This is a genomic window from Mesorhizobium sp. L103C131B0 (assembly GCF_000502275.1).
Lineage (GTDB): Bacteria > Pseudomonadota > Alphaproteobacteria > Rhizobiales > Rhizobiaceae > Mesorhizobium.
On the sequence record NZ_AYXC01000002.1, the window covers coordinates 578,775 to 603,763 of the forward strand.

Below are 24,989 nucleotides of genomic sequence, written 5' to 3' on the forward strand. Positions count from 1 at the left end.
CTCACTCCGACAGCGTCTTCAAAAATGCCACCAGCGCCGCGCGTTCGCGGTCCGACAGTTGCAACGGGTGCACTTCGGAGGTGCCTTCAACGGCCGCCTCCGCCTTCGCGTAGTGCGCCACCACCTCCTCCAGCGTGGAGAACTGTCCGGCATGCATATAGGGCGGCCGTGTCGCCGCGCCCCGCAGCGACGGCGTCTTGTAGGCACGCATCAGTTCGGGTGCTGCCTTGACGATGAAGCGCAGTTCTCCGCAGGCGCCGGCGTCGCCATCGCGGAAGGCGCCGAAGCAGTTGAATGGGTCGGCCTGAACCTGGGCCACCGCATCGAAACGGCCGCGATCCAATGGCAAATCCCTGACCGGCCGCACGCCGGTGTTGTGGAAAGCGTTGTCGGTGAAGCGCGGGCCGTTATGGCAGGTGACGCAATTGGCCTTGCCGATGAACAGTTTCAGCCCGAGCATCTCCTCCTGCGAAAAGGCATCGTCGGCTTTCGGCTTGGCGCCTGACGCAAGATCGATGGCAAAGCGGTCAAAGCGCGTCTGTGCCGGTTCGATCGACCGTTCGAAGGCGGCGATCGCCTTGCCGATGTTGGAAAAGACGCGGTTGACGTCGTCCATTTGCGCCGCGGTCATTGCCTTCCACGCCGCCTGCTCGGCCTCATTGCCGAGCGGGCTGGCGTTGGCCGGCACGGCGGAAAGATCCGGCAGTGGCCCGAAGATGCGCTCATAGCGCTCGCCGAACCGCTTCTGGATGTAATGCGCGAAGGCCGCGCGGTTCCCCGCCTGCTCAAGCGGGTTTTCCAGCGGCGTCAGCGCCTGCGCCCACAGGCTGTCGCGCCGTCCATCCCAGAAGAACCACGGATTGCGGGCAATGCCGGCCAGCGGCATCGAGCGCCTGTTGGTTCGGCCAACGCCGACGGATTGCGGCAGGTCATCCTGGAATTGCCGGTCGATCTTGTGGCAGGTCGAGCAGGATACGTTCCCGTCACGGCTCATCCCCTGATCGAAGAACAGAGTGGAGCCCAGGGCGGCGGCGGCCGGCACGTCGGCGAAGCGGTTGGTGGTGTCGGGTTTGAGCGCCGGCAAGGTGTTCAGCGCCAGCGAAGCGATGGTCTTCTTCTCGGCATCGGAAAAATCCGGTTTGCCGCAGCCGGCAACGAGCACGACCGCCGCCAATGCCAGAAGGCGCAACAGGCCGTTCATCCGCTCACAGCACCACGTTGAAGACGACCGTGTCGGAACCGGCCGCCGCCGAAATGGCGAAGCGCAACTGCCACACGCCGCTCATGGTGAATTTCAGCCCCTCGATCCTGTAGCGCCCCTCGCCAAGATAATCGGTCGCCTGCGGACTGGTCGGCAAGCCGTGATTGTGCTGCGGCATGCCGCCGGACACCGAGATCGCCGCACCTTCCACGGAATCGCCGTTGACCGTCTTCAGGGTCAGCAACCAGGATTGCAGTTCGCCTTGCCGGATAACGCCGCGTTCCGGCTGAATGCTGGCGACAAACAAGCCGTTCGCCGTCTTCTTCGAGCGCGAAATATCCGGGCCCGGCGCCGACTGCGGCGCGGTCAGATAGACGATCGCCAATATGCCAGCCAGCAAGCCGGCCAGACCAACGCCCGCAAGAAGATAACGCCATATCGATGCCAAACCGGTTCCTCTTCTGGGCATAACGTCTCGGGAAGCAATTCGCGTCCCGCCGCTTCTGTGGGAAAACGCTTCTGGCGCAAAAAACCGCCGCCGCCAAGCATGGCGCTGCCGGCCGCAAAAAGCTACAGCAGCGAACTGATCCGGAGACAGATACATGGCAGCAGACGGCGTCGCTTCGATCGGTGAATGCATGCTCGAGCTGTCCGGCCAGGCCGGGCCGAACTGGCGCATGGGCTTTGCCGGCGACACGTTCAACACGCTGTGGGCGCTGCATGCGCTGAGCGGCGAGCGGCCGGCGACCTATGTCTCGGCCTTCGGCGACGATCCCTTCTCGCAGGGCCAGATTTCGTTCTTCGCCGAAAACGGCATCGACATCGGCGCCAGCCCGGTCATCCCAGGCGCGCGGCCCGGCCTCTACGCCATCACCTTGACCGGCGCCGAACGCGCCTTCACCTACTGGCGCAGCGACGCGGCGGCCAGGCGGCTCGCCTCGGACCCGGCCGCCTTGGCAAAAAGCCTTGAAAACCAGGCTCTTGTGTATTTTTCCGGAATCACTTTGGCAATTCTGGATGCCGCCGCGCGCAAGACGTTGCTGGCGGAAGTGTCCAAGGCGCGGGCTGCCGGTTCGCTCGTCGCCTTCGACCCCAACTACCGGCCGCGCCTGTGGCAGAGCCGCGAGGAGGCGCAAGCCGCGATCCTCGACGCGCTTGCCGTCACCGACATCGCGCTGCCGACCTTTCCCGACGAGCAGATGCTGTTTGGCGACACGGCATCGCAAGCGACCGCCGAGCGGTTCGGAAAACTGGTCGGCGAAGTCGTCGTCAAGAATGGCGAGGAACCCGCGCTGATCGCCACTGGCGGAGCCCTGCAGCCGGTTCCGGCCCAGCATGTCGCCACCCCGGTCGACACCACCGGCGCCGGCGATTCCTTCAATGGCGGCTATCTCGCCGCCCGGCTTGCCGGCCATGCCCCGGCGGATGCCGTGCAGCGCGCGCATCGCGTCGCCGCCGCTGTCGTGCAGGTGCGAGGCGCGCTGGCGCCGTTCGAGGTTCTAAGAACCGCTTTCGAGGGCTAAGACCTTAGGGAAGCCTGAAACGATATTCCGTCACCTGATGATAGATCTGGCCCGGCCACAGCGTGGCCTGCGGGAAATAGGGCCGGTTCGGCGCGTCGGGCCAGGTCTGCGCTTCCAGGCAAAAGCCGGAAAACGCCTTGTAGCGCCGTCCGTCCAGGCCGCCCGAGGTCGGCGCGACATACTGGCCGGTGTAAAGCTGCAGGCCCGGCTCGGTGGTCCAGACTTCCATCTCGACGCCGGAATTGGCGCCTTGCGCCCACGCCACCTGGTGAAGCGGGCCCCGGGCTGACGCCAGGCAGAAATTGACGTCGTAGGGAAGCTGCTCGCCTTCCGTTTCCATGCGCAGCGGCCGCGCCTGGCGGAAGTCGAAGGGCGTGCCGTCGACAGGTTTGACGACGCCGGTCGGGATCATCTCGCCATCGACCGGCGTATAGGCGCCGGCATTCAGCATCAGCCGGTGGTCGAGAATGTCACCGGTGCCGCCATCGTCGAGATTGAAATAGGAATGCTGCGCCAGATTGCACAGCGTCGGCTCCTCGCAGGTGGCGGTCAGCTCCATCGAGAGCGTGCCGGGAATCTTCAGCCGGTAGGTGCAGGTGACGTCGAGCGCGCCGGGAAAGCCCATCGTGCCCTCGGGATCGTGCAGGGTCAGGGTGACAAAATCCCGGCCGTGCAGCGAAACCGTCCACGGCCGGTGGAAGAAGCCCTCCGAGCCGCCATGCAGCGTGTGCTTGCCGAGGAAATTGCGCTCAGTCTGGTAGCGCTGGCCGGCAATGGTGAAGCGGCCGTCGCGGATGCGGTTGGCATAGCGGCCGACGACCGCGCCGAAGAAGGCCCGGTCGGTCTCGTAAGGTTCGAAGCGGTCGTAGCCCAGCACCAGCGGCGCGTCGTGACCGGCGAGCCGCAGATCCTGGATGATTGCGCCGAGCCCGATGATGTTGGCGCTGACGCCGCCGCCCCGGATGGTGAAACGGCGAACGGGTTCGCCTGCCTGCGTCGTGCCGAAGACTTCGCCGTCCTTCATCGCTATGTCCAAATGCTAATTCGTCGATCTATCGACTTAGAGCAATTCCAGGAAAAGTGTGAAACGGTTTTCCGTCCGGAATTGCAAAAAACAAAGAACTGGAGCGGTTCGGCGTTTCCGTGAAACGCTGAACCGCTCCAGTCCGGCTGAATGTCGTCTGGCAAGGGCAGGCGCGCGGCCTGCCCCCGTCAATGATTTAGAGGCCGAGACCCCCGATGCAGACATATTTGGTGTCGAGATAATCCTCGATGCCCTGATGTCCGCCTTCCTTGCCGAGGCCCGATTCCTTGACGCCGCCGAACGGCGCTTCCGGCGTGGTGATCAGGCCTTCATTGACGCCGACCATGCCGTATTTCAGGCCTTCCATGACCCGGAAGGCGCGGCCGAGATCGCCGGTGTAGAAATAGGCGGCCAGGCCGAACTCGGTGTCGTTGGCGAGCGCAATGGCTTCCTCCTCGGTCTCGAACTTGAACACCGGGGCGATCGGGCCAAAAATTTCTTCCTTCATGAAGCGCATGTCAGGCTTCGCATCGGCGATGACGGTCGGCTGGAAGAACGCGCCGCCAAGCGCGTGGCGCTTGCCGCCGGCAACGACCTTGCCACCCTTCGACGTGGCGTCGGCGATGAATTCCTCGACCTTCTCGACCGCCTTCACGTCGATCAGCGGTCCCTGCTGCACGCCCTCTTCCAGGCCCGAGCCAACTTTCAGCGCATTGCTGGCAGCGGCCAGCTTCTCGACAAACTTGTCGTAGATGCCGGCCTGCACCAGGAAGCGGTTGGTGCACACGCAGGTCTGGCCTGAATTGCGGTATTTGGCGGTGATGGCGCCGGCGACGGCGCGATCGAGGTCGGCATCGTCGAAGACAAGGAACGGCGCATTGCCGCCGAGTTCCATCGAGACCTTCTTGACAGTGACGGACGACTTCTGGATCAGCAGCTTGCCGATCTCGGTCGAGCCGGTGAAGGTGATCTTCGAAACCAGCGGATTGGCGCAGATCTCGTCGCCGATTTCGCCGGCAGCACCCGTCAGGATGTTGATGACGCCCTTGGGGAAGCCGACTTCCTCGGCGAGCGCGCCCCATGCGAGGCCGGAATACGGCGTCTGCGAAGCCGGCTTTACCACGGCGGTGCAGCCGGCGGCAAGCGCGGGGCCGAGCTTGCGGGCAAGCATCGAGGAGGGGAAATTCCACGGCGTGATGGCGGCAATGACTCCGACCGGCTCCTTGGTCACCAGGATGCGGCGATCGCCCCATGGTGATGGCACGACATCGCCATAGGTGCGGCGGCCTTCCTCGGCAAACCACATGATGTAGGCGGCAGCCGAACCGATCTCGCCCTTGGATTCGGCGAGCGACTTGCCCTGCTCGATGGTGAGCAGTTCGGCCAGCACATCCTGATTGTCCATCATCGCGTCATGCAGCTTGCGCAGAAGCTTCGAGCGCTCCAGCGCGGTCGTCTTGCGCCAGGTCTTGAAGGCTTCGCTTGCGGCTTCGATGGCGCGGCGGGTTTCTGTTTTGCCCGACTTCGGCACGGTGCCGATCTTGAGACCGGTGGCAGGGTTGTTGACGTCGACCGTCTGGCCGCTGTCGGCCTGCACCCATTCGCCATTGATGAGATTGGCCTGGCGCATGAAATGGCTGGTTTTCTGCAGCATGGTCTAGCCTCCGTTCGGCGCACTGACGGGCCGGTCTGTGGATGTCTTCGATGAGCGCGCGCAATGGCCTGGATGCCCGACACGCTGAGCCACTGCTCTTTACCTAGGGCAAGCTCGGCAAGCAATTGCAAGATGGCATATAGGCTTTGGGCCAGCCAAACGCCAGAGAAAATTCACATGTAAATTAGTTTGGGCCCCAGCCTTGCCAAAGACCAGCCTTGCCAAAGACAGCCTTACAAAAGACCAAGCCTACCCAAAGACATGAACCACCACCGTCAGCCAAAAGGCGGTTGTAATAACCGCGCTTGCCGTGGCGATAGTCATCTGGTTCGACGCCAGCGCCTGGCCGGTGTTGAACTGCACGGCAATGAGATAGGAATTGATGCCGGACGGCAGCGCCGCCACCACGACCGCCACTTTGGCCGTCAAGGGCGGCAGGCCAAACAGCCAGACCAGGCCGAGGACCAGCGCCGGCATCAGGAACAGTTTCAGCGTCGACAGCGCCAGCGCCGGTCGGATGTTACCGGAAATGCCGAAACGGCGCAGGCTGAGCCCCATGGCGAACAGCCCACCGGCCCGGCGGTGTTAGCCAGCGCATCGGCCAGTCGCATGGCAAGGTTCGGCAGCGGCGCGCCGGTGAGGCGCCATGCCAGCCCGGCCAGGATGCCGATGATCAACGGATTGGTGAACAGTCTTCTCAGAAAGCTCTGGATGATGCGCAGCGGGTGTACGGGCTCGCTGCCGCCGCGGCCAAATAGCTCGAACATGATGATCGAAGCCATCATCATGGTCGGCAGATGCACGGAAACGAGCAGCGACAGCACTTCGAATCCGCTGGACCCGAATACGCCGAGAACGAAGGGAATGCCCAGCAACACCACATTCGAGAAGGATGACGACACTCCACCGACGATGCCGGTGCGCGCGTCCCGCCCAAAGATCCGTGTCGTCACCAGATGGCCGGCGGCCCATGTCATTGCAACCGCCGCGAAATAAGCACCCCACAGCGACCAGGGCGCCACGCCGTGGAAATCGGAATTCACCATCGTCCGAAACAGCAGCAGCGGCATCGCGACGTTGATGGCGAATTCGGAGATGCCGTCCCCGCTGGCCGGTTTCAGATAGCCGGTGAGCCCGGTGACATAGCCGAGCGCGACGAGGCTGAAGACGAAAAGAACGGTTTCGGTGAGCGGAGACATTTTTCAGGGATAGGCGAGCCCGGATTCCAGCGCAATCGCCATGATCTTCAGAAACCGCTCCTCGATCCGCCCGGCGCCTGAATTTGATCATGGTCGGGTGGCAGCGCTATACAGGCTTGGGATCATCAGGGCGGACACACAGCGAATGGTTGCGACGCCGAAACAGCGTCATTTCAGACAGGAGTGGCTGGTCAGACAGGAGTGGCTGGTCAGACAAGTGTGGCTGGTCAGACAGGGGTGGCTGGCGGGTTTCGTCGCTATACTGCTTTGCCTTGGGGTATCTGAGGCCCAGGCCGCCGAGACCAAAAGTCTCAAGGGCGTGGCGCTGATGATCGGCCAGTCGAAATACGAACACATCGCAGCCCTTGCCAACCCGGCCAACGACGCCCGCGACATGGCCAAGATGCTGACCGACCTCGGCTTCGACGCCCGCAACGTCACCGATCGCGATGCCGCCAAGCTGAAGCGCGATCTCGATCGGTTTGTCGAGGACGCCGAAGGCGCCGACGTCGCCTTCATCTATTATTCCGGCCACGGCATCGAGGCGGGCGGCGAGAATTATCTGGTGCCGGTCGATGCCGATGTCTCGTCGTTGAAAAATGCTGGTGAGGCGCTGGTGCCGATTTCAGCCGTCATGGACGAGCTGAAAAAGACCGTGCCGGTGACGATCGTGCTGCTTGACGCCTGCCGCACCAACCCGTTTCCGCCGGACGCGGTCGTGCGACGCGGGCCGACGGCTTCCGCCGAGCCTGTCGGCGCCGGCGGGCTGGAACCGGTGCGCGGCGCAAAAGCCCTCGCCGATGCCTCATTGGATGATGCCAGCCTGGGAACCGTGGTCGGCTTCGCCGCCGAGCCGGGCCGACCGGCGCTCGATGGCGCCGCCGGCGAAAACAGCCCCTACGCCGCCGCCCTGCTGCGCCACCTCACCGCGATGAAAGGCACGGAATTCGGCTCGGTCATGCGCATGGTCACCGAGGAGGTCTATCTCGACACCAAGGCAAAGCAGCGACCTTGGGTCAGCGAGAGCCTGCGTCGCCTGCTCTATTTCGGCGTCGCGCCGCCGGAACCGACCGGCGACGACGGGCTGATCACCGGTGAGCGGCGGCAATTGCTGCTGACCATTTCCGACCTGCCCGATCCCAAGCGGGCTCAGGTGGAGTTGGCTTCTCTGCAGGACGGCGTGCCCCTTGACGCTCTCTACGGCGTGCTCAAGGCGCTCGGCACGGAAAAGATCCCCGAGGATCCCAACGACCTGCAGAAGGTGCTGGACAGCCAGGCCGAGCGTCTGAAGAAGATGATGGCCGAGCGCGCCGCATTACGCACCGACGATCCCGAGATCAGTCGCCTGGTCGCATCCGCCGACAAGGCCATCGGCCAGGGCGCCATGGTGACGGCGCGCAAATTCCTCGACGACGCGGTCGGCCGGATCGAGGAAAACAGCGGTGCGGTCGACGAAGCCGAGGACCTGCTCCGGCAGAAGCGCATCGCCGACGCCGCCATCTATGCCAAACGCGCCGACGCCGCCGCGCTGGTCTTCGACTACGAATCCGCCGCCAGCGACTACGCCAAGGCGTTTTCGCTGGTCGAGAAGTGGGACGAAAAGCTGCGCTGGAACTACAAGAACCAGGAGGCCGAGGCGCTGAACGCTTATGGATACGCCACCGGCGACCTCGATGCACTACAACAGTCCATCGAGGCCTATCATGTCATCTTGAACTTCATTCCCAATGGCGAACAGAGCCGCGATTGGGCAATCACTCGCAACAACATGGCGGTCGTGCTGCAAACCATCGGCGAACGCGAAACCGAGACCGCGCATCTGGAAGAGGCAGCGCAGATCTTCCGCGGTTCGCTTGCCGTTTTCGAGCGCGAGAAAGATGATCGCAACTGGGCCGCTGCGCAGAACAACCTGGCCAATGTGCTGCTTAAGATCGGCGAACGCGAGAGCGACCCGAAGCGTCTCAATGAAGCGGTGGCGGCGACGCGCGCCACCCTTGAGAAGCGTCCGCGCGACAAGCTGCCGTTGGACTGGGCCGGTTCGCAGAACAATCTAGGCCTCGCGCTCTATGCACTCTCCGAGCGTGAGCCTGCCGGCGAGCATCTCACCCAGGCGGAAGCAGCCTACCGGCTGGCGCTTGAGGAATACACACGCGAGAAAGCACCCGTGGAATGGGCGATGGTCGAGAACAATCTCGGCAACACGCTTGTAACGCTTGGCATCCAGCTCAACGACAAGGCCAAGATCAATGAGGCGGCCGACGCTTTCCGCGCCGCGCTAGAAGTGCGAACCCGCGAAACTTTCCCGGTGTCCTGGGCGACCAGCCGCCTCAACCTGGGCAATGCGCTGAGCGGTATCGCCCGCTTCGATATGGGCACGGCTACGCTCGAAGAAGCTGCTGCTGCCTATGACGACGCTCTGACGGTGTTTACCCGCAAGCGCTTCCCGATGGACTGGGCGTCAGCCCAGAACAATCTCGGCTCGATCTATCAGACGCTGGGCCAGCGCACGCGTGATGCGGCCAAGCTGGAACAGTCGGCGGCAGCCTTCCAGGCGGCACGGCAGGTCTATGTCAGGCGGAAGTTCCCGCAGGACTGGGCGATGAGCTACTACAATCTCGGCAACACGCTGCAGCTTCTCGGCGGCGTCACCGACAAGCCCGAGCATTACAGCGAGGCGGTCGACGCCTACGGCAATGCGTTGCGCGATTACAAGCGCGAGACCAACCCGCGGCAATGGGCAATGGCCCAGGCCGGCCTGGGCTCGACGCTGCACTGGTTGAGCATGAGCAATGGCGATGCCAAGACGCTGCAGGATTCGATTGCGGCGCGGCGGGCAGCGCTCGAAATACTCACCATCGAGGCCGCGCCGGTCGACTGGGCCAACGCTCAAAATGGCATCGGTATGAGCCTGCTCAATCTCGGCAATCTCCAGCGGACCGACAAATATCTCAACGACGCCGAAGCGGCGTTCACGGCGGCGCTGAAGGTGTTTACGCGCGAAAGTCAGCCGCTGCAGTGGGCCTTCGAGCAGAACAATATCGGCGACGTCCACTGGAACCGCGCCAGCTATGGCGCGGGCAAGCCGGAATATCTCAAGGCGATCGAATTCTTCGAGAACGCCAAGCAGGGCTTCACCGAAGCCGGCTACACGATCCCTATCCCGCTCACCGATCAGAAGATCGAGCTGGCGAAGAAGCAAATGGCGAAAATGTGAAGCGAACCGAGGGTTCGCCTTTCGCTTGTCTTTGTGCCGGCTTTCCGATCCCTATATCAGAATGACCGGAGCCGGCATCCGGCTCCCGGAAAGGTTTCGATGATTCGATTTGTGCTGTCGCTGTTCCTGCTTGCTGTTCCCGCCGTCGCCCACGCGACCGACGCCGGCTGGGCGCTGCTGCGTGACGGCGGGCATGTCGTGCTGCTTCGCCACGCACTGGTCACCGGCACCACCGACCCCGCCAATTTCGTCATCGACAACTGTGCCACCCAGGTCAATCTATCGGCGCGCGGCAAGCAGCAGGCGAGCAAGATCGGCGCGCTGTTCGGCGCCCGCGCCGCCCCCATCGAGCGGGTGCTGTCCAGCCGATATTGCCGCTGCCTCGACACTGCCCGCATCGCCTTCGAAGCGGAGCCGGAGCTTTTTGCGCCGCTCGACCTCCTGAGGAGCGATCCGACCGAGAAGGCCGCGCAGCTCGACGCGGTGATGAAGGAAATCCGCGCCTACACCGGTTCCGACAATCTGGTCATGGTCACGCATCTCGAAAACATCGTCGCGCTGACCGGCGTCTCGCCGCGCGAGGGCGAAGCGGTGGTGGTCGAGCCGCAGGGCGATGGCTTGCGCGTGCTCGGCCGCGTCACGTTCTGAGAAAGCCAGTGGTCAAGCTCCCTAAAAACTTATCTGACGTAACGTCAACTGGAAGGGCCGCCGGCTTGTCGGGCAGCCCTTCTTGTCTTCACGGGAGGGCCATCCCATCTGCGCCCCGCGCATCAGGCCTTTTCCTGCCGGGAAAAACCGATTAGACAGCGCCCAAACCAGATGCGGACAGATTCCGCCCGCAACCTAAGGAAGAGCCCTTGTCCACCACGTTCGACAAAGTCGCCAAGATCATTGCCGACACCAGCGAGATCGATATCGACACCATCACTCCCGAGAGCCACACGATCGACGATCTCGGCATCGACAGTCTCGATTTCCTCGATATCGTCTTTGCCATCGACAAGGAATTCGGCATCAAGGTGCCGCTGGAAAAGTGGACCCAGGAAGTCAATGACGGCAAGGCTTCGACCGACGATTACTTCGTCATGAAGAACCTGTGCGCCAAGATCGACGCGCTGGTCGCCGCCAAGACCGCCTGATATCGGCTGGCGCGCGGCCTTGACGGGCTGCGCCGCCTGACCCACAAAGCCGCTCATGAGCAGCCCTCGCGACGTCGTCATCACCGGTATCGGCCTTGTCTCCTCGCTGGGAGAGGGTCCGGATACCCACTGGCAGAAGCTGGCGCAGCCCGGCCTGCAGCCGGTGCTCGAATCCGCGCGCTTTGCGCCCTACACCGTGCATCCACTGCCGGAGATCGACTGGAACCTGCAGATCGCCAAACGCGGCGACCAGCGGCAGATGGAAACATGGCAGCGGCTCGGCACCTATGCGGCCGGCATGGCGCTGGACGACGCCGGCATCAAGGGCAATGACGATCTCTGCACGACGATGGACATGGTGGTGGCCGCCGGCGGCGGCGAGCGGGACGAGGCGGTCGATGCCGCCATCCTCGCAGCGTCCGAGAGCCGCAACGACCGCGACGTGCTGCTCAACGAGAAACTGACCACCGAATTGCGGCCGACGCTTTTCCTGGCCCAGCTCTCCAATCTGCTCGCCGGCAACATCTCCATCGTCCACAAGGTGACGGGATCGTCGAGGACCTTCATGGGCGAGGAAGGTGCCGGCGTCGCCGCCGTCGAGACCGCCGCCGCGCGCATCCGCTCCGGACAGTCGACCCACATACTGGTAGGTGGCGCCTTCCAGACCGAACATTCCGACATGCTGCTCGGCTATGAATTGGCCGGCTATCTGCATCGCGGCCCATGGAAGCCGGTCTGGCAGAGACAGGGCGCCGAGGGCGGTGGCCTGGTCTCCGGCTCCGGCGGCGCCTTCCTGGTGCTGGAGCAGCGCGAACACGCGCAAAGCCGTGGGCGGAAAATCTATGCCGAGCTCGGACCGGTCGTCTCAGGCCGCGCCCGGCGTTCGCGCGGCGAGCTTGACGCCGAGATCGCGGCATTGCTCAAACAGGCGGCTCTCCCGAACGGCAAGTTGCTGGCCCTGTCGGGCGCATCCGGGGCGCATACCGCAACGTCAGCCGAAAAGTCAGCGCTGGATGCCAATCCGGCGATATCGGCGCGCGGCTTCGCCACGCTGACCGGGCATATGAAGGAAGCGCAGTTTCCATTCGCGGTCGCCCTCGCCGCCCTGGCCGTCGACCGCAAGGCCGCCTACCCCGTATTCGACGCCGCGGCCGAGAAGCCGTTCGAAGGCATTCCCGAAACCGTGCTCGCAACGGCGATCGGCTATCACCAATTCGAGGGCATGGCGCTGGTCAACGCTGCTTGAAGCAGCGCTGCGCGATCGTGCTGCAAAGTTAAGAGGTTCCGGATGGCCAATCTCAGAGATCACATGGGCAGGCCGATCGTCGCCGTCACCGGCATCGGCGTGGTAACGTCGCTCGGCATCGGCAAGGCCGATAACTGGGCGGCACTGACCTCCGGCAAATCGGGCATCCACCCGATCACCCGCTTTCCCGTCGACCACCTCAACACCCGCATCTCCGGCATGGTCGACTTCCTCGACTCAAGCTCGAAAGGCGCCAGCCTGCTGACCTACGAGCTGGCCGAAACCGCAGCGAAGGAGGCGGTGGCCGAATCCGGCCTCGATTCCTCTGATTTTGGCGGGCCTCTGTTCCTCGCCTCGCCGCCGGTCGAACTCGACTGGCAGGATCGCTTCGCGCTCTACAATTCCGACGGCAAAGGCGCCGGCGCCGAAAGGCTGCTCAGGGTGGCGCGCGGGCTGAAGGAAACAGATACGTTCGCAAGCACGCAGTTCGGCGCGATCGCCGACCGGCTGGCCGACCGCTTTGGCACGCGCGGCCTGCCGATCACGCTGTCAACGGCCTGCGCTTCGGGCGCCACCGCCATCCAGCTCGGCGTCGAAGCGATCCGCCGCGGCGAATGCGACCGGGCGCTGTCCATCGGCGCCGACGGTTCGGCAACCGCCGAGGCGCTGATCCGCTTTTCGTTGCTCTCGGCGCTGTCGACCCACAATGACATCCCTGAAAAGGCGTCAAAACCCTTCTCCAAGGACCGCGACGGCTTTGTGCTGGCCGAAGGCTCCGGCGCTCTGGTGCTGGAATCGCTTGAGGCAGCCCTTGCTCGGGGCGCCAGCGTTCTCGGCATCCTGCGCGGCTGCGGTGAAAAGGCCGACGATTTCCATCGCACCCGTTCCAAGCCCGACGGTTCGCCGGCGATCGCAGCAGTCCGCGCCGCCCTTGCCGATGCCGGCTTGAGCAAGGACGAGATCGACTACGTCAACGCTCACGGCACCTCGACACCGGAAAACGACAAGATGGAGCATCTGTCGCTGTCGACCGTGTTCGGCGATCGCATCGGCTCGATGCCGGTCTCGTCCAACAAGTCGATGATCGGCCACACGCTGTCGGCGGCCGGGGCCGTCGAAGCGGCGTTTTCGCTGATGACCATGCGCGAAAGCGTCATTCCGCCGACCATCAACTACGACAATCCCGACCCGGCAATCGTGCTCGACGTGGTGCCCAACAAGAAGCGCAATGCCGAGGTTCGTAGCGTTCTGTCGAACTCGTTCGGCTTCGGCGGCCAGAACACTTGCCTTGTCATGGCGCGGGAACCGGTCTAAGCGACCTTTTTCAGCCAGACTGAACTGACAGGCCCCATGCGCGCACTGCAACTTATTGAGGACCGCCGTCTTGAAACGGTGGACCTGCCGCCCCCGCCGCCCCCCGCATTGGGCGAAGTCACGCTGCGCATCAAGGCGGTGGCGCTGAACCATATCGACGTCTGGGGCTGGCGTGGCATGGCCTTCGCCAAGCGTAAGCTGCCGCTGGTCGTCGGCGCCGAAGCCTCCGGCGAGGTCGAAGCTGTCGGCCCCGGCGTCTCCAGCCTGCTGCCCGGACAATTGCTGTCGATCTACGGCGCGCGCACCTGCGGCCTTTGCCGCGCCTGCCGCGAAGGCCGCGACAATCTCTGCGAACATGTCTCGGGCGTCCACGGCTTCCATCTCGACGGCTTTGCCCAGGAGAAGATCAACCTGCCGGCGCGCCTGCTGGTCCCTGCTCCTCCCGGCGTGACCGATGTCGGCGCGGCTGTCGCCCCCGTCACCTTCGGCACCGTCGAGCACATGCTGTTCGACAATGCCAAGCTGCAGCCCGGCGAAACCATCCTCATCCATGCCGGCGGCTCCGGCATCGGCTCGGCGGCGATCCAGCTGGCCAAGCGCATGGGTTGCACCATCATCACCACGGTCGGTTCCAACGACAAGATCGACAAGGCCAAGGCGCTCGGCGCCGACCATGTCATCAACTACCGCGACGATCGTTTCGAAGGCGTCGTGCGCAAGCTCACCAGGAAGAAGGGCGTCGACGTCGTCTTCGAACATGTCGGCGCCGACACCTTTGCCGCCTCGATGCTGTGCCTCAAGCGCGGCGGCCGCCTGGTCACCTGCGGCTCGACCTCGGGCGTGTCGACGCAGATCAATCTGATGCAGCTGTTCCAGCAACAGCTGAAGCTGCTTGGGTCCTTCGGCTGCCGCATGGAGAACATGGCCAACGCCATGCAGAAGATGGCGGCGGGACAGGTCGCACCTGTCATCGACACCGAGGTCGGCTTCGACGGCATCGACGCCGCGTTGAAGCGCATGGAAGGCCGCGACGTGTTCGGCAAGATCATCCTGCGCGTTTCCTAGGACAATGGCCGGCTCGGTGTTCAAGAAAGCCCGCCGGGACTTCATGTTCCGCTATGGCCGAAGACTGCGCCAGATGGAGCACTGGCTGGTGGCGCGCGTGGCGATGACGATCATCTCGCTGCTGCGCCTCCTGCCCGCGGACAGGGCGCTCAATTTCGCCGACCGCGCGGCCCGGCGCATCGGTCCGCGGGTCGGGCGCCACCGTGTCGCCATCGACAATCTGCGCCTTGCCTATCCCGAAAAGAGCGATGTCGAGATCGAGGCCATCGCCTCCGACATGTGGGGCAACATGGCCCGGCTCGCCGCCGAATACATCTTTCTTGACGCGCTCTTCGATTATGATCCGAAGGCAGCGAAGCCCGGCCGCGTCGAAGTCGGTGGCGCCGATCATTTCCATCAGATAGCTGGCGAGGACAAACCGCATATCCTGTTCACCGGCCATCTCGGCAATTTCGAGCTGCTGCCCGTGGCAGCCGCGACGTTCGGCATGAAGATCACGGCGCTGTTTCGTCCGCCCAACAATCCTTACCTCGCCGATTATATCCATTCGACGCGGCGTTCGAGCATGGGCGCCTTGCTGCCGTCTTCGACCGGCGCCTCCTTCGCGCTGGCGTCGATTCTGGAGAAGGGCGGCAATATCGGCGTGCTGGTCGACCAGAAATTCTCCAGCGGGCTGGAGACGATCTTCTTCGGTCGCCCATGCCAGAGCAATCCGGTTCTGGGCATGCTCGCTCGTCACTATGATTGCGACGTCTATCCGGCGCGATGTGTGCGGCTGCCAGGCAACCGCTTCCGCCTCGAGATCGAGGACAAGCTGACCTTGCCGCGCAATGAAAGCGGCAGCGTCGATGTCGCGGCCACCACCCAACTGCTCGCCGACGTGGTCGAGCGCTGGGTGCGCGAAGATCCGGGACAGTGGATGTGGTTCCACAAAAGGTGGGAAATCTCAGGCCGGCGTCGCCGCCGGCGCGGACAGGCCAACGCCACCGGCCAGGGGCAGCGTCAATCTTAAGTGGTCGAAAGCCTCAGTTCGTCACAACGATCCGCGTATTGCCGAAGCCGACTTCGCGCACCATCGCATAGAACATCGCGGCATTGGCGGTGTGCAGCCGCACGCAGCCATGCGATGCCGGACGCCCTAGCTGCCTGACCGCGCCGGTGCCGTGGATGGCGTAGCCGCCATGGAAGAACACCGAGTAAGGCATTGGCGACATGTGGTATTTCTTCGAATACCACATCCGCGCCGTGCGTTGCGGCCGATAGGTGCCACGCGGCGTGAAATAGCCGCTGCGCGCGGTCGACACGCTCCAGCGATAAAGCACCTGGCCGTATTGGCTGACGGTCATGGTCTGCGACGAGACGTCGATGCTGGCCACCAGCGAGGCAGCCCTGCTTTCGATGGACGTGCCGAACAGCATCGCAGCAAAAGCAGCTGCCATGAGAACGATTTTAGTCATGAGATCAAACCCCTTTGATGCCCCTTGCCTGCCCTGTCATCACGCGGTTTTTCATCTTTTTAACGACAGGTGAGTGATCTAACACACACTCCTTGATAAATTCGCCAATCTAAAGCAGCGAATTTGAACGATTTTCCCGCCATAGTTGCCGCTGCGACACGAAGTTTCGGCGCCAGTGGCGCGATGCTTGCAAAACCACCCCCTTGCCTGCTCAAATCCGGGAATGAGCGAACGACTCTTCAAAGCGATAGACGCCCGTGTTGATGACCTGGTCGCACTGACCGCCGACCTGATCCGCTTCCCGACCATCAACCCGCCCGGCGAAGCCTATCGCCCCTGCGCCGAATATATCGGTGCGCGCCTAGGCAGGCTTGGCTTCGAAACCGAATTCATCCGCGCCGAAGGCACGCCCGGCGACACCGACCGCTATCCCCGCGTCAATGTCGTCGCCCGCTTCGACGGCCGCTCGCCTGGGGCCTGCGTCCATTTCAACTCGCACATCGATGTGGTCGAAGCCGGCGAAGGCTGGAGCGTCGATCCCTTTGCCGGGGTGGTGAAGGACGGCAAGGTCTACGGCCGCGGCGCCTGCGACATGAAAGGGGGCATGGCCGCCTCGATCATCGCGGCGGAAGCCTTCATGGAGGTTTTCCCCGACTTTCCCGGCGCCATCGAAATCTCCGGCACCGTCGATGAAGAGTCCGGCGGCTTCGGCGGCGTCGCCCATTTGGCCAGGCTCGGCTATTTCTCGAAACCCAAGGTCGACCACGTCATCATCCCCGAGCCGCTGAACAAGGACCGCATCTGTCTTGGCCATCGCGGCGTCTGGTGGGCGGAGATCGAGACCAAGGGCGAGATCGCGCATGGCTCGATGCCGTTCCTCGGCGACAATGCCGTGCGCCACATGGGCGCCGTGCTGCAGGCCTTCGAGGATGAACTTTTTCCGGCGCTCGACCGCAAGGTGACGCGCATGCCTGTCGTGCCCGAAGGCGCAAAGCGCTCGACCATGAACATCAACTCGATCCATGGCGGCCAGACCGAGGATTTCCGCCCCGGCCTGCCCTCACCCAACGTGCCCGACGCTTGCCGGCTGACCATCGACCGCCGCTTCCTGCTCGAGGAGGACCTTGCCACGGTCAAGAGCGAGGTGACCGATATCCTCGACCGGCTGAAGCGCGAGCGCAAAAAGTTCGACTACGAGATTCGCGACCTGATGGAGGTGCTGCCGCTGATGACCGAGCGCGATGCGCCGGTGGTCAAGGCGGTGGCGCAAGGCATCATGGCGATCTTCGACCGCGAGCCGGATTATGTCATTTCACCAGGTACTTACGACCAGAAGCACATCGCCCGCATCGGCCACATCTATGATTGCATCGCCTATGGCCCGGGCATTTTGGACCTCGCCCACCGGCCCGACGAATGGGTCGGTATCTCTGACATGGTGGAGTCGGCCAAGGTGATGGCGATCGGGCTGAATGTGCTGCTTAGGGGCACGGCCGCGGACTGAACCATCGACTTCGCTGAAAAAACATTCCTCCCCGCGCCGCTGCAGAGCACGAAACGCAATTTACTCCACCTCGAAATCACGCTTCTATCGTACCAGGGTTCGAGCATTTGGGAGTTGCACGATGAGATTGTGGAAAACCATTCTTGCCGCCGCAGTGCTGGCACTGGCCGGCAGTCAGGCATTTGCCGCACGCACCGACCTGGTGATCGGCATTACGCTCGAGCCGCCACATCTCGATCCGACCGCCGGTGCTGCCGCGGCGATCGACGAAGTGCTCTACGCCAACGTCTTCGAGGGCCTGACCCGCATCGGCCCGAATGGCGAAGTGCTGCCCGACCTTGCCGAGAGCTGGGCCATTTCCGACGATGGCAAGGTCTACACCTTCAAGCTGCGCACCGGCGTCAAATTCCATGACGGCAGCGATTTCGACGCCGGCGACGTGAAGTTCTCCCTCGACCGCGCCCGTGCCGACAATTCCGTAAACGCGCAAAAGGCCCTGTTCGCCGCCATCGATACGGTCGAAGTCGTCGATCCGGCAACGGTCAAGGTGACGCTGAAGAACCCGCAAGGGTCGTTCCTTTACAATCTGGGCTGGGGCGACGCCGTGATCGTGGCGCCCGAGAGCGCCGACACCAACAAGGAAAAGCCCATCGGCACCGGCCCGTTCAAATTCCAGAGCTGGGCCAAGGGCTCGTCGATCACGCTGGTGAAATCGGACACTTACTGGGGCGCCCCGGTGTTCCTCGACAAGGCCGAGTTCCGCATCGTTCCCGACGCCGCCGCCGCCGTGCCGGCGCTGCTCTCCGGCGACATCCAGGCTTTCCCTTTCTTCGATCCCGACAGCGTCGCGCAGGTCAAGGACGATCCGCGCTTCAAGGTGGTGATCGGCTCGACCGAGGGCGAGACCATTCTGGCGATCAACAACAAGAAGCCGCCTTTCGACAAGCTCGAGGTGCGGCAGGCAATTGCCTTCGCGCTCGACCGCAAGGCGATCATCGACGGCGCCTCGGCCGGCCTCGGCGTGCCGATCGGCTCGCACATGTCGCCGGCCAGCAAGGCCTATGTCGACCTCACCGGCCTCTATCCGCACAATGTCGACAAGGCCAAGGAACTGCTGAAGCAGGCCGGCCTGGAGAACGGCTTCAAGGCGATGCTGAAACTGCCGCCGCCTTCCTATGCGCGGCTTGGCGGCGAGATCATCGCTTCGCAGCTGCGCGATGTCGGCATCGACCTGGAAATCATTCCGGTCGAATGGGCGCAGTGGCTGGACCAGGTGTTCACCAAGAAGGATTACGACCTGACCATCGTCTCCCACACCGAGCCCAACGACATCGATATCTACTCGCGCAAGGACTACTACTTCAACTACGACAACCCCGCCTTCGACAAGATCATCGCCGAGCTGAACCTCACCTCCGACGACGCCAAGCGCAACACGCTGCTCGGCGAAGCACAGAAGATCCTGGCCGACGACGCCGTGGTCGGCTTCCTCTATGAACTGCCGAAGGTCGGCGTCTGGGACGCCAAGCTGCAGGGCCTGTGGGAGAATGCGCCGATCCAGGCGAATGATCTGACCAAGGTGAAGTGGACGGATTGAGGCGGCGGGCCAAAGGGCGGCGTTTGCGCTCCGTCACACCCCCCTCTGCCCTGCCGGGCATCTCCCCCGCAAGGGGGGAGATCGGGCTCTCATCTCCGCTTTCGCCTATCGCGAACGTTGAACGCTGGTCGACGACACAGAACCTGCTGATCTCCCCCCTTGCGGGGGGTGAGGAGTGGTCCGCGCAGCGGACGGAAAGCCAACTGCTTGGCTTTCCGAACAACGAACGCCCGAAGCGACAGCGAAGGGCCGGGTCCGGCAGGACAGAGGGGGGTGGGGGGGAACTCGACTTTCAAGGCGCAGCCGCACCGGGCGCCCCTCCACCATGACCGCCTACCTCCTCAAACGCCTCGCCATCGCCATCGCAACCTTGATCCTGGCCTCGATGGTCGTCTTCGCCGTGCTAGAAATCCTGCCCGGCGATCCGGCGCGGCTGATGCTTGGCCTCAACGCCAGCGCCGAGCAGGTCGAACTCCTGCGCAACCAGATGGGCCTCAACGCGCCGCTTCTCCTGCGCTACCTCCACTGGGTCGGCGGTCTGCTCAGCCTCGATTTCGGCCGCTCCTACACTTATTCAGTGCCGGTCATCGACCTTGTCCGCGAGCGCATGGCGGTTTCCCTGCCGCTGGCGCTGATCGCGCTGGCGCTGTCCACCATCATTGCCATCCCGGTCGGGCTCTATTCCGCCAGCCGGCGCGGGCGGGCCGGCGATACGATCGCCATGGGCGCCGCCCAGCTCGGCGTTGCCATCCCGAACTTCTGGTTCGCGCTGATGCTGATCTACCTCTTTGCCGTCTGGCTGCGGCTGGTGCCGGCCGGCGGTTTCCCCGGCTGGAGCGCCGGCGCCTGGCCGGCGCTGAAATCGCTGCTGCTGCCGGCCATCGCCCTCGCTCTGCCGCAGGCGGCGATCCTGGCGCGCGTTGCCCGCTCGGCGCTGATCGAGGTGCTGAACGAGGACTATATCCGCACCGCCCGCGCCAAGGGCCTGCCTTACCGCGCCGTGCTATGGCGGCACGCGCTGCGCAACGCGATGATCCCGGTTCTGACCATTCTGGGCCTGCAATTCGCCTTCCTGCTCGCCGGCACCATCATCATCGAGAACGTCTTTTATCTCCCCGGCCTCGGACGGCTGGTGTTCCAGGCGATCACTCAGCGCGACCTGATCGTGGTGGAAAGCATCGTCATGCTGCTGGTCGTCGCCGTCATTGCGGTCAACCTCGTCGTCGACGTCTCCTACGCCATCGTCGATCCGCGCCTTCGAGGCCGGCAATGACGCTGCACATCGACATCCCGCAGGAGACGTTGGGCAGCATTCTGGCCAAGGCCTTCCGCAACCGCTCCTTCCTCATCGGCTTCGCCATCACGGTGCTGGTGGCTGCAATAGCGGTCATCTCCTACGTCTGGACGCCCTACGACGTGACCAAACTGGTGATCTCGGACAAGACGCTGGCGCCCTCTGCGGCGCACTGGTTCGGCACCGATCATTTCGGCCGCGACATCCTGTCGATGATCATGGTCGGCGCCCGCAACTCGATTGCCGTGGCGCTGGTCGCGGTCGGCATCGGCATGGGCGTCGGCGTGCCGCTCGGCGCCTTCGCCGCGGCGCGCGGCGGGTTGGTCGACGAGGCGCTGATGCGGCTGACCGACCTCGTCTTCGCCTTCCCGGCGCTGCTGTCGGCGATCATGATCACCGCCATCTTCGGACCGGGCGCAATCAACGCCATCATCGCCATCGGCATCTTCAACATCCCGGTGTTTGCGCGCGTCGCCCGCGCCGGCGCGCTGGCGATCTGGCCGCGCGAATTCATCCTCGCCGCCCGCGCCGCCGGCAAGAGCAAAGCGCAGATTACAACCGAGCACGTGCTGCCCAACATCGCCACGCTGCTTCTGGTGCAAGGCACCATCCAGTTCGCGCTTGGCATTTTGGCCGAAGCCGGCCTCTCCTATGTCGGCCTCGGCGCCCAGCCGCCAATGCCGAGCTGGGGCCGCATGCTGTTCGACGCTCAGACGCGCATGGTGGTGGCGCCTTGGATGGCCATCTTCCCCGGCATGGCCATCGTCGTCACGGTGCTTGGGCTCAATCTGCTCGGCGACGGCATCGCCGACATACTCGACCCGAAATCGCGGCGGCAGCGATGAGCCTGCTGCAGATGGAGAACCTGTCGCTGGCCATCGGCGACACGCCGATCCTGAAAGGGGTCGACCTCTCCGTCGCGCCCGGCGAGGTGATGGGGCTGGTCGGCGAATCCGGCTCGGGCAAATCGATGACGGCGCTGACCATCATGCAGCTTCTGCCGCATGCTGCGCGCGCCACCGGCCGCGTGACCTTCGACGGCATCGATATTCTGGCCGCAACCGAGGACCAGATGTGCGCGCTGCGCGGCGACGACATCGGCATGGTGTTCCAGGAGCCGATGACGGCGCTCAACCCCGTCAAGACCATCGGCGAGCAGGTCGCCGAAGGCATACGCTGGCACACTAGGGCAAGCCGTGCCGACGCCGAAGACCGCGCGCGCAAAATGCTCGACCGCGTCGGCCTGCCCGAGGCCAAATTCCCGCTGTCGCGCTATCCGCACGAATTGTCGGGCGGCCAGCGCCAGCGCGTCGTCATCGCCATTGCCTGCGCATTGAAACCCAAGCTGCTCATCGCCGACGAGCCGACCACGGCGCTCGACGTGGTGCTGCAGGCGCAGATCCTCGACCTCTTGCGCGGCCTTGTCAGCGAAAACCGCATGGGCCTGCTTCTGATCTCGCACGATCTCGCCGTCGTCACCGAAATGGCCGACCGCATCACCATCCTGCGTCATGGCGAGGTGATGGAAGCCGGCGACACCGCACGCACGCTATCGGAACAGCTGCATCCCTACACGCGCCAGCTGGCGCTGGCCTCCATGCACGTGCCCGCGCGCGCCAAGGTTCACGCCACCGGCCAGGGCAAACCGCTGCTTGAGGTCGAAGGCGTGACACGGGACTATCCGGGCCGGCGCACCTCCCTGTTCAAGTCAGCGGCTCCAATCCGCGCCGTCGACGACGTGTCCTTGTCGCTGGCGCCGGGCCAATCGGTGGCGCTGGTCGGCCGCTCCGGCTGCGGCAAGTCAACGCTTGCCCGCATGATCCTGGCGCTCGACAAATCGACATCGGGAACGATCCGCTTTCGCGGCGAGACCATCACCGGCAAAAGCGAGGCGGAGCTCAAAGCCGCGCGGCGCGACATGCAGGTGGTGTTCCAGGATCCCTACGGCTCTTTCGACCCGCGCCAGAAGGTCGAGAAACTGGTCGCCGAGCCGCTGCATGTACTGGAAAAGAAGCCGACACCGGCCGAGCGGCGCGAGATGGTGGCGCATGCGCTGCACGAGGTCGGCCTCGGCGTCAGCGACATGGATAAATATCCGCATGAGTTTTCCGGCGGCCAGCGCCAGCGCCTGTCGATCGCCCGCGCCATCATCACAAGGCCGAAGCTGGTCGTCGCCGACGAGCCGGTCTCGGCGCTCGACGTGTCGATCCGCGCCCAGATCCTCGATCTGTTCGCAGAGCTCAACCAGAAGCTCGGCATTGGCTATCTCTTCATCACTCACGATTTGACCGTCGCCCGCGCCATCACCGATGAGGTGCTGGTCATGCATGACGGCAGGATCGTCGAGCGCGGCAAGACCGGCGACGTGCTCGATCATCCGCAGTCGGAGGCGGCCAGGGCGCTGGTCGCGGCTGCGCCCGATCTGCATCAGGCGATCGCTCACCGTATGCAGGAACAGGGGTGAGCGACCGGTTCGCGCAGCGAATTCATCGTGCCAGTGGCACGATGAAAGGTCACGAACGCTGGGACGCTGCGAAGCAGCGGGGACCCGGCCGGGCGGCCGTTGCCCCTGGTCTGCCTCACTCCTCCGGCTTCACCACATCGACCGGGCTGATGTCGAGCAAATCGAGCGTGCGGCGCAACAGCCGCACTTCGCTCTCGGCCAGTTTGGAATCGGCTTTGGCGATCTCCGCCATGTGGAGCGCCAGCAACTTGCGCCGTTCGACATCGAGATCGCGGAACAGCGCCATGGCTTGCGAACCGTTGGTCTCGTAGCCGAAATCATTGAGATATTCGATGACCGCGTCGATGCTGGTTTCCGGGATGCCGAAGGCGTCCTTGCAGATGCGCCGGAAGGCGACCATTTCGCTCTCCGAAACCGAGCCGTCGGCCAGGATCATGCGAAACAGCATCAAGAGTTCCGCCGACAGCACGGGGTCGTCGGCAACCTTGCGCACGCCGGGGTCACCATCGAAGATCGAGCGTATCTGGTCGAGCAATGCCATCGCCAACAGTGTCCCTTTCCCGAGCCCGCCCAGCGCACATGACCCAAAACTGCGCAGCGGTACTGAGATAATGACATGCACCACAGGAAATCCAAGCGCAACGCGCTTGGATGGACGTAGCGCGGAATCGGCCTTGCGCAAACCGGATGGCCATGAGAAGGCGCGGCACCACCTTTCCCGCCGGAATGTTCAGAAATCCCGATGCTCGACCTCGCTACCCAGACCGTCATCATGCTTGCCTTCGCCGCCTTTGCAGCCGGCTTTGTCGATTCGATAGCCGGCGGCGGCGGGCTGATCACCATCCCGGCCCTGCTGCTTGCCGGCTTCCCGCCCGTCGCAGCACTTGGAACCAACAAGCTGCAGGGCATTTTCGGCACCGCTTCGGCGACCATCCACTACGCCATGAATGGCCATGTCGATCTGCGCCGACAGCTGCCATCGGCGCTTCTGGCCCTTGCCGGCAGTGCCGTCGGCGCCTTGCTGGCGGCATTCGTGCCGGGTGATCTCCTGCGGGCGCTGCTGCCGCTGCTTTTAATCGCCATCGCGATCTACTTCGCCGTGAAACCCAACATGAACGATGTCGACCGCGCCGAGCGCCTGTCGCCCTTCCTGTTCGGGCTGGTCATCGCCCCTTTGGTCGGCTTCTATGACGGGCTGTTCGGGCCGGGAGCCGGCTCCTTCTACATGCTGGCCTTCGTCAGCCTCGCCGGCTTCGGCGTGCTCAAGGCCACGGCACACACCAAGCTGCTCAATTTCGCCTCCAACATCGGCGGCTTCATCGTCTTTGCCGTCGCCGGCGTCGTCTGCTGGAAGATCGGGCTGATGATGGGCGTCGCCCAGTTCCTCGGCGCCCGGCTCGGCGCCAGCCTTGCCATCCGCATCGGCGCCCGGCTGATCAAGCCGCTGCTGGTGATCATCTGCCTGGCTCTGGCGGTGAAGCTGCTGGCCGACCCGGCGAACCCATTGCGCCAGCTGATTGGTGTATAAGCCTCACGCCTGATAGAGTGCCGTTGTACGAATCATGTTGGAGGGACCACACATGAATCTTAGTGCACCCACTCAGCTTGTTTTCATCATATCCCTTGTCATCGCCATCATCGGCGTGCTCGCCGCGCTTGGCGTTCTTGCGTTCATTCCTCTGGCTGCGGTGTGGATTGTCCTCATCGCATACATTGTGCTTGCCGCCGCCTGCCTGATGCGCGGCGCCTAGGCACCCGAGACTTCTGCAATTCGAAGCGCCCGGTCAAAAGCCGGGCGCTTTTGCTTTGGATGCATGGTCCGTTAGGCTCTTCCGCGCGGAAGGATGACCATGTCCGGCGAGACGGAGCGCCACGATCAACAGCACCGCCCGGTAGCCGACCGGTTCGAGATGGTGCGGCGCGCGCCGGGCCTGCGGCTGCAGAACGCGGTCACCGACATTTGTGGCTATCGCGAAACGGCGCCCGGCCATTTTCGCAATGTCGAATACGCCTCGCTCACCGTCCCGCTGGTGATCAGTTTCGCAGAATCCTTCGCCATCGGCCTTGGTCCTTCAGCGCCGCGTCGAAGGTCGG

The 24,989-nt window shown here is 63.8% G+C and carries 21 protein-coding genes and 2 pseudogenes; 16 read left to right on the forward strand and 7 right to left on the reverse strand.

Going from position 1 to position 24,989, the window contains the following annotated elements:
• Window position 1: 1 nt before the first annotated feature.
• Both X730_RS158475 and X730_RS158470 read right to left on the reverse strand, forming a co-directional pair.
• A complete protein-coding gene (locus X730_RS158475) occupies window positions 2-1,201 on the reverse strand; it encodes a cytochrome c peroxidase (protein ID WP_023696486.1) in 1,200 nt (399 codons plus the stop codon).
• 4 nt (window positions 1,202-1,205) lie between these two features.
• Window positions 1,206-1,880, reverse strand: a complete 675-nt coding sequence (locus tag X730_RS158470; RefSeq protein ID WP_245260578.1) for a FixH family protein — start codon at window positions 1,878-1,880, stop codon at window positions 1,206-1,208.
• Between X730_RS158470 and X730_RS158465 the strand changes: the two genes are divergently transcribed.
• Window positions 1,804-2,724 carry a sugar kinase gene (locus X730_RS158465; RefSeq protein ID WP_023725631.1) on the forward strand — a complete coding sequence of 307 codons (921 nt, stop codon included), beginning with the start codon at window positions 1,804-1,806 and terminating at the stop codon, window positions 2,722-2,724. The genes X730_RS158470 and X730_RS158465 overlap by 77 nt on opposite strands.
• 4 nt (window positions 2,725-2,728) lie before the next feature.
• Here the strand turns inward: X730_RS158465 and X730_RS158460 are convergent, their stop codons facing one another.
• The 3 genes and pseudogenes from X730_RS158460 to X730_RS01000000164210 form a co-directional block, all read right to left on the reverse strand.
• Window positions 2,729-3,754 carry an aldose epimerase family protein gene (locus tag X730_RS158460; RefSeq protein ID WP_023746803.1) on the reverse strand — a complete coding sequence of 342 codons (1,026 nt, stop codon included), beginning with the start codon at window positions 3,752-3,754 and terminating at the stop codon, window positions 2,729-2,731.
• A 190-nt stretch (window positions 3,755-3,944) separates the two neighbouring features.
• Complete coding sequence (locus tag X730_RS158455) at window positions 3,945-5,402, reverse strand: NAD-dependent succinate-semialdehyde dehydrogenase (RefSeq protein WP_023696483.1); 1,458 nt, start codon at window positions 5,400-5,402, stop codon at window positions 3,945-3,947.
• Window positions 5,403-5,651: 249 nt separating this feature from the next.
• A pseudogene (locus X730_RS01000000164210) lies at window positions 5,652-6,601 on the reverse strand (AEC family transporter).
• 145 nt (window positions 6,602-6,746) lie between these two features.
• Here X730_RS01000000164210 and X730_RS158450 point away from each other — a divergent pair.
• The 7 genes from X730_RS158450 (at window position 6,747) to X730_RS158420 (ending at window position 15,591) form a co-directional block, all read left to right on the forward strand.
• On the forward strand, window positions 6,747-9,815 hold the full coding sequence (locus X730_RS158450) for a caspase domain-containing protein (RefSeq protein ID WP_023825756.1): 3,069 nt from the start codon (window positions 6,747-6,749) through the stop codon (window positions 9,813-9,815).
• Between the two features lie 99 nt (window positions 9,816-9,914).
• On the forward strand, window positions 9,915-10,463 hold the full coding sequence (locus X730_RS158445; protein ID WP_023670442.1) for a histidine phosphatase family protein: 549 nt from the start codon (window positions 9,915-9,917) through the stop codon (window positions 10,461-10,463).
• A gap of 209 nt (window positions 10,464-10,672) precedes the next feature.
• Window positions 10,673-10,954, forward strand: a complete 282-nt coding sequence (locus X730_RS158440; RefSeq protein ID WP_010909964.1) for an acyl carrier protein — start codon at window positions 10,673-10,675, stop codon at window positions 10,952-10,954.
• Between the two features lie 55 nt (window positions 10,955-11,009).
• Window positions 11,010-12,200 (forward strand): beta-ketoacyl-ACP synthase, encoded by a 1,191-nt coding sequence (locus tag X730_RS158435; RefSeq protein WP_023681743.1) that lies wholly within the window; start codon window positions 11,010-11,012, stop codon window positions 12,198-12,200.
• A gap of 42 nt (window positions 12,201-12,242) precedes the next feature.
• A complete protein-coding gene (locus tag X730_RS158430; protein WP_023825757.1) occupies window positions 12,243-13,514 on the forward strand; it encodes a beta-ketoacyl-ACP synthase in 1,272 nt (423 codons plus the stop codon).
• Window positions 13,515-13,550: 36 nt separating this feature from the next.
• Window positions 13,551-14,579, forward strand: a complete 1,029-nt coding sequence (locus X730_RS158425) for a zinc-binding dehydrogenase (RefSeq protein WP_023815478.1) — start codon at window positions 13,551-13,553, stop codon at window positions 14,577-14,579.
• A gap of 4 nt (window positions 14,580-14,583) precedes the next feature.
• Window positions 14,584-15,591 carry a lipid A biosynthesis lauroyl acyltransferase gene (locus X730_RS158420; RefSeq protein WP_031196649.1) on the forward strand — a complete coding sequence of 336 codons (1,008 nt, stop codon included), beginning with the start codon at window positions 14,584-14,586 and terminating at the stop codon, window positions 15,589-15,591.
• Between the two features lie 13 nt (window positions 15,592-15,604).
• On the opposite strand, the gene X730_RS158415 is transcribed toward X730_RS158420, so the two are convergent.
• Window positions 15,605-16,036 (reverse strand): L,D-transpeptidase, encoded by a 432-nt coding sequence (locus tag X730_RS158415; RefSeq protein ID WP_023681747.1) that lies wholly within the window; start codon window positions 16,034-16,036, stop codon window positions 15,605-15,607.
• 223 nt (window positions 16,037-16,259) lie between these two features.
• Between X730_RS158415 and X730_RS158410 the strand changes: the two genes are divergently transcribed.
• The 5 genes from X730_RS158410 (at window position 16,260) to X730_RS158390 (ending at window position 22,895) form a co-directional block, all read left to right on the forward strand.
• Entirely contained in the window at window positions 16,260-17,540 is a 1,281-nt protein-coding gene (locus X730_RS158410; RefSeq protein ID WP_023751595.1) for an acetylornithine deacetylase/succinyl-diaminopimelate desuccinylase family protein, read from the forward strand.
• 121 nt (window positions 17,541-17,661) lie between these two features.
• A complete protein-coding gene (locus tag X730_RS158405) occupies window positions 17,662-19,137 on the forward strand; it encodes an ABC transporter substrate-binding protein (RefSeq protein WP_023825758.1) in 1,476 nt (491 codons plus the stop codon).
• Window positions 19,138-19,462: 325 nt separating this feature from the next.
• The gene (locus X730_RS158400) at window positions 19,463-20,410 is read left to right on the forward strand and encodes an ABC transporter permease (RefSeq protein WP_023710755.1); all 948 of its coding nucleotides are present in this window, start codon (window positions 19,463-19,465) and stop codon (window positions 20,408-20,410) included.
• Window positions 20,407-21,276, forward strand: coding sequence for an ABC transporter permease (locus tag X730_RS158395; protein ID WP_023706066.1), 870 nt, complete (start codon window positions 20,407-20,409; stop codon window positions 21,274-21,276). Before X730_RS158400 ends, X730_RS158395 begins: the two co-directional genes overlap by 4 nt.
• On the forward strand, window positions 21,273-22,895 hold the full coding sequence (locus X730_RS158390) for a dipeptide ABC transporter ATP-binding protein (RefSeq protein WP_023825759.1): 1,623 nt from the start codon (window positions 21,273-21,275) through the stop codon (window positions 22,893-22,895). Before X730_RS158395 ends, X730_RS158390 begins: the two co-directional genes overlap by 4 nt.
• 115 nt (window positions 22,896-23,010) lie before the next feature.
• Here X730_RS158390 and X730_RS158385 read toward each other — a convergent pair whose 3' ends face one another.
• On the reverse strand, window positions 23,011-23,442 hold the full coding sequence (locus X730_RS158385; protein ID WP_023691035.1) for a TerB family tellurite resistance protein: 432 nt from the start codon (window positions 23,440-23,442) through the stop codon (window positions 23,011-23,013).
• Between the two features lie 195 nt (window positions 23,443-23,637).
• Between X730_RS158385 and X730_RS158380 the strand changes: the two genes are divergently transcribed.
• From X730_RS158380 to X730_RS1000000168505, 3 genes and pseudogenes are all read left to right on the forward strand, one after another.
• On the forward strand, window positions 23,638-24,423 hold the full coding sequence (locus X730_RS158380; protein WP_023753415.1) for a TSUP family transporter: 786 nt from the start codon (window positions 23,638-23,640) through the stop codon (window positions 24,421-24,423).
• Between the two features lie 52 nt (window positions 24,424-24,475).
• Window positions 24,476-24,646: a hypothetical protein gene (locus X730_RS1000000165815; RefSeq protein ID WP_023670429.1), complete on the forward strand. Its 171-nt coding sequence runs from the start codon at window positions 24,476-24,478 to the stop codon at window positions 24,644-24,646.
• A 99-nt stretch (window positions 24,647-24,745) separates the two neighbouring features.
• Window positions 24,746-24,964: pseudogene (locus X730_RS1000000168505) on the forward strand (AraC family transcriptional regulator); the annotation flags it as partial.
• Between the last annotated feature and the right edge of the window lie 25 nt (window positions 24,965-24,989).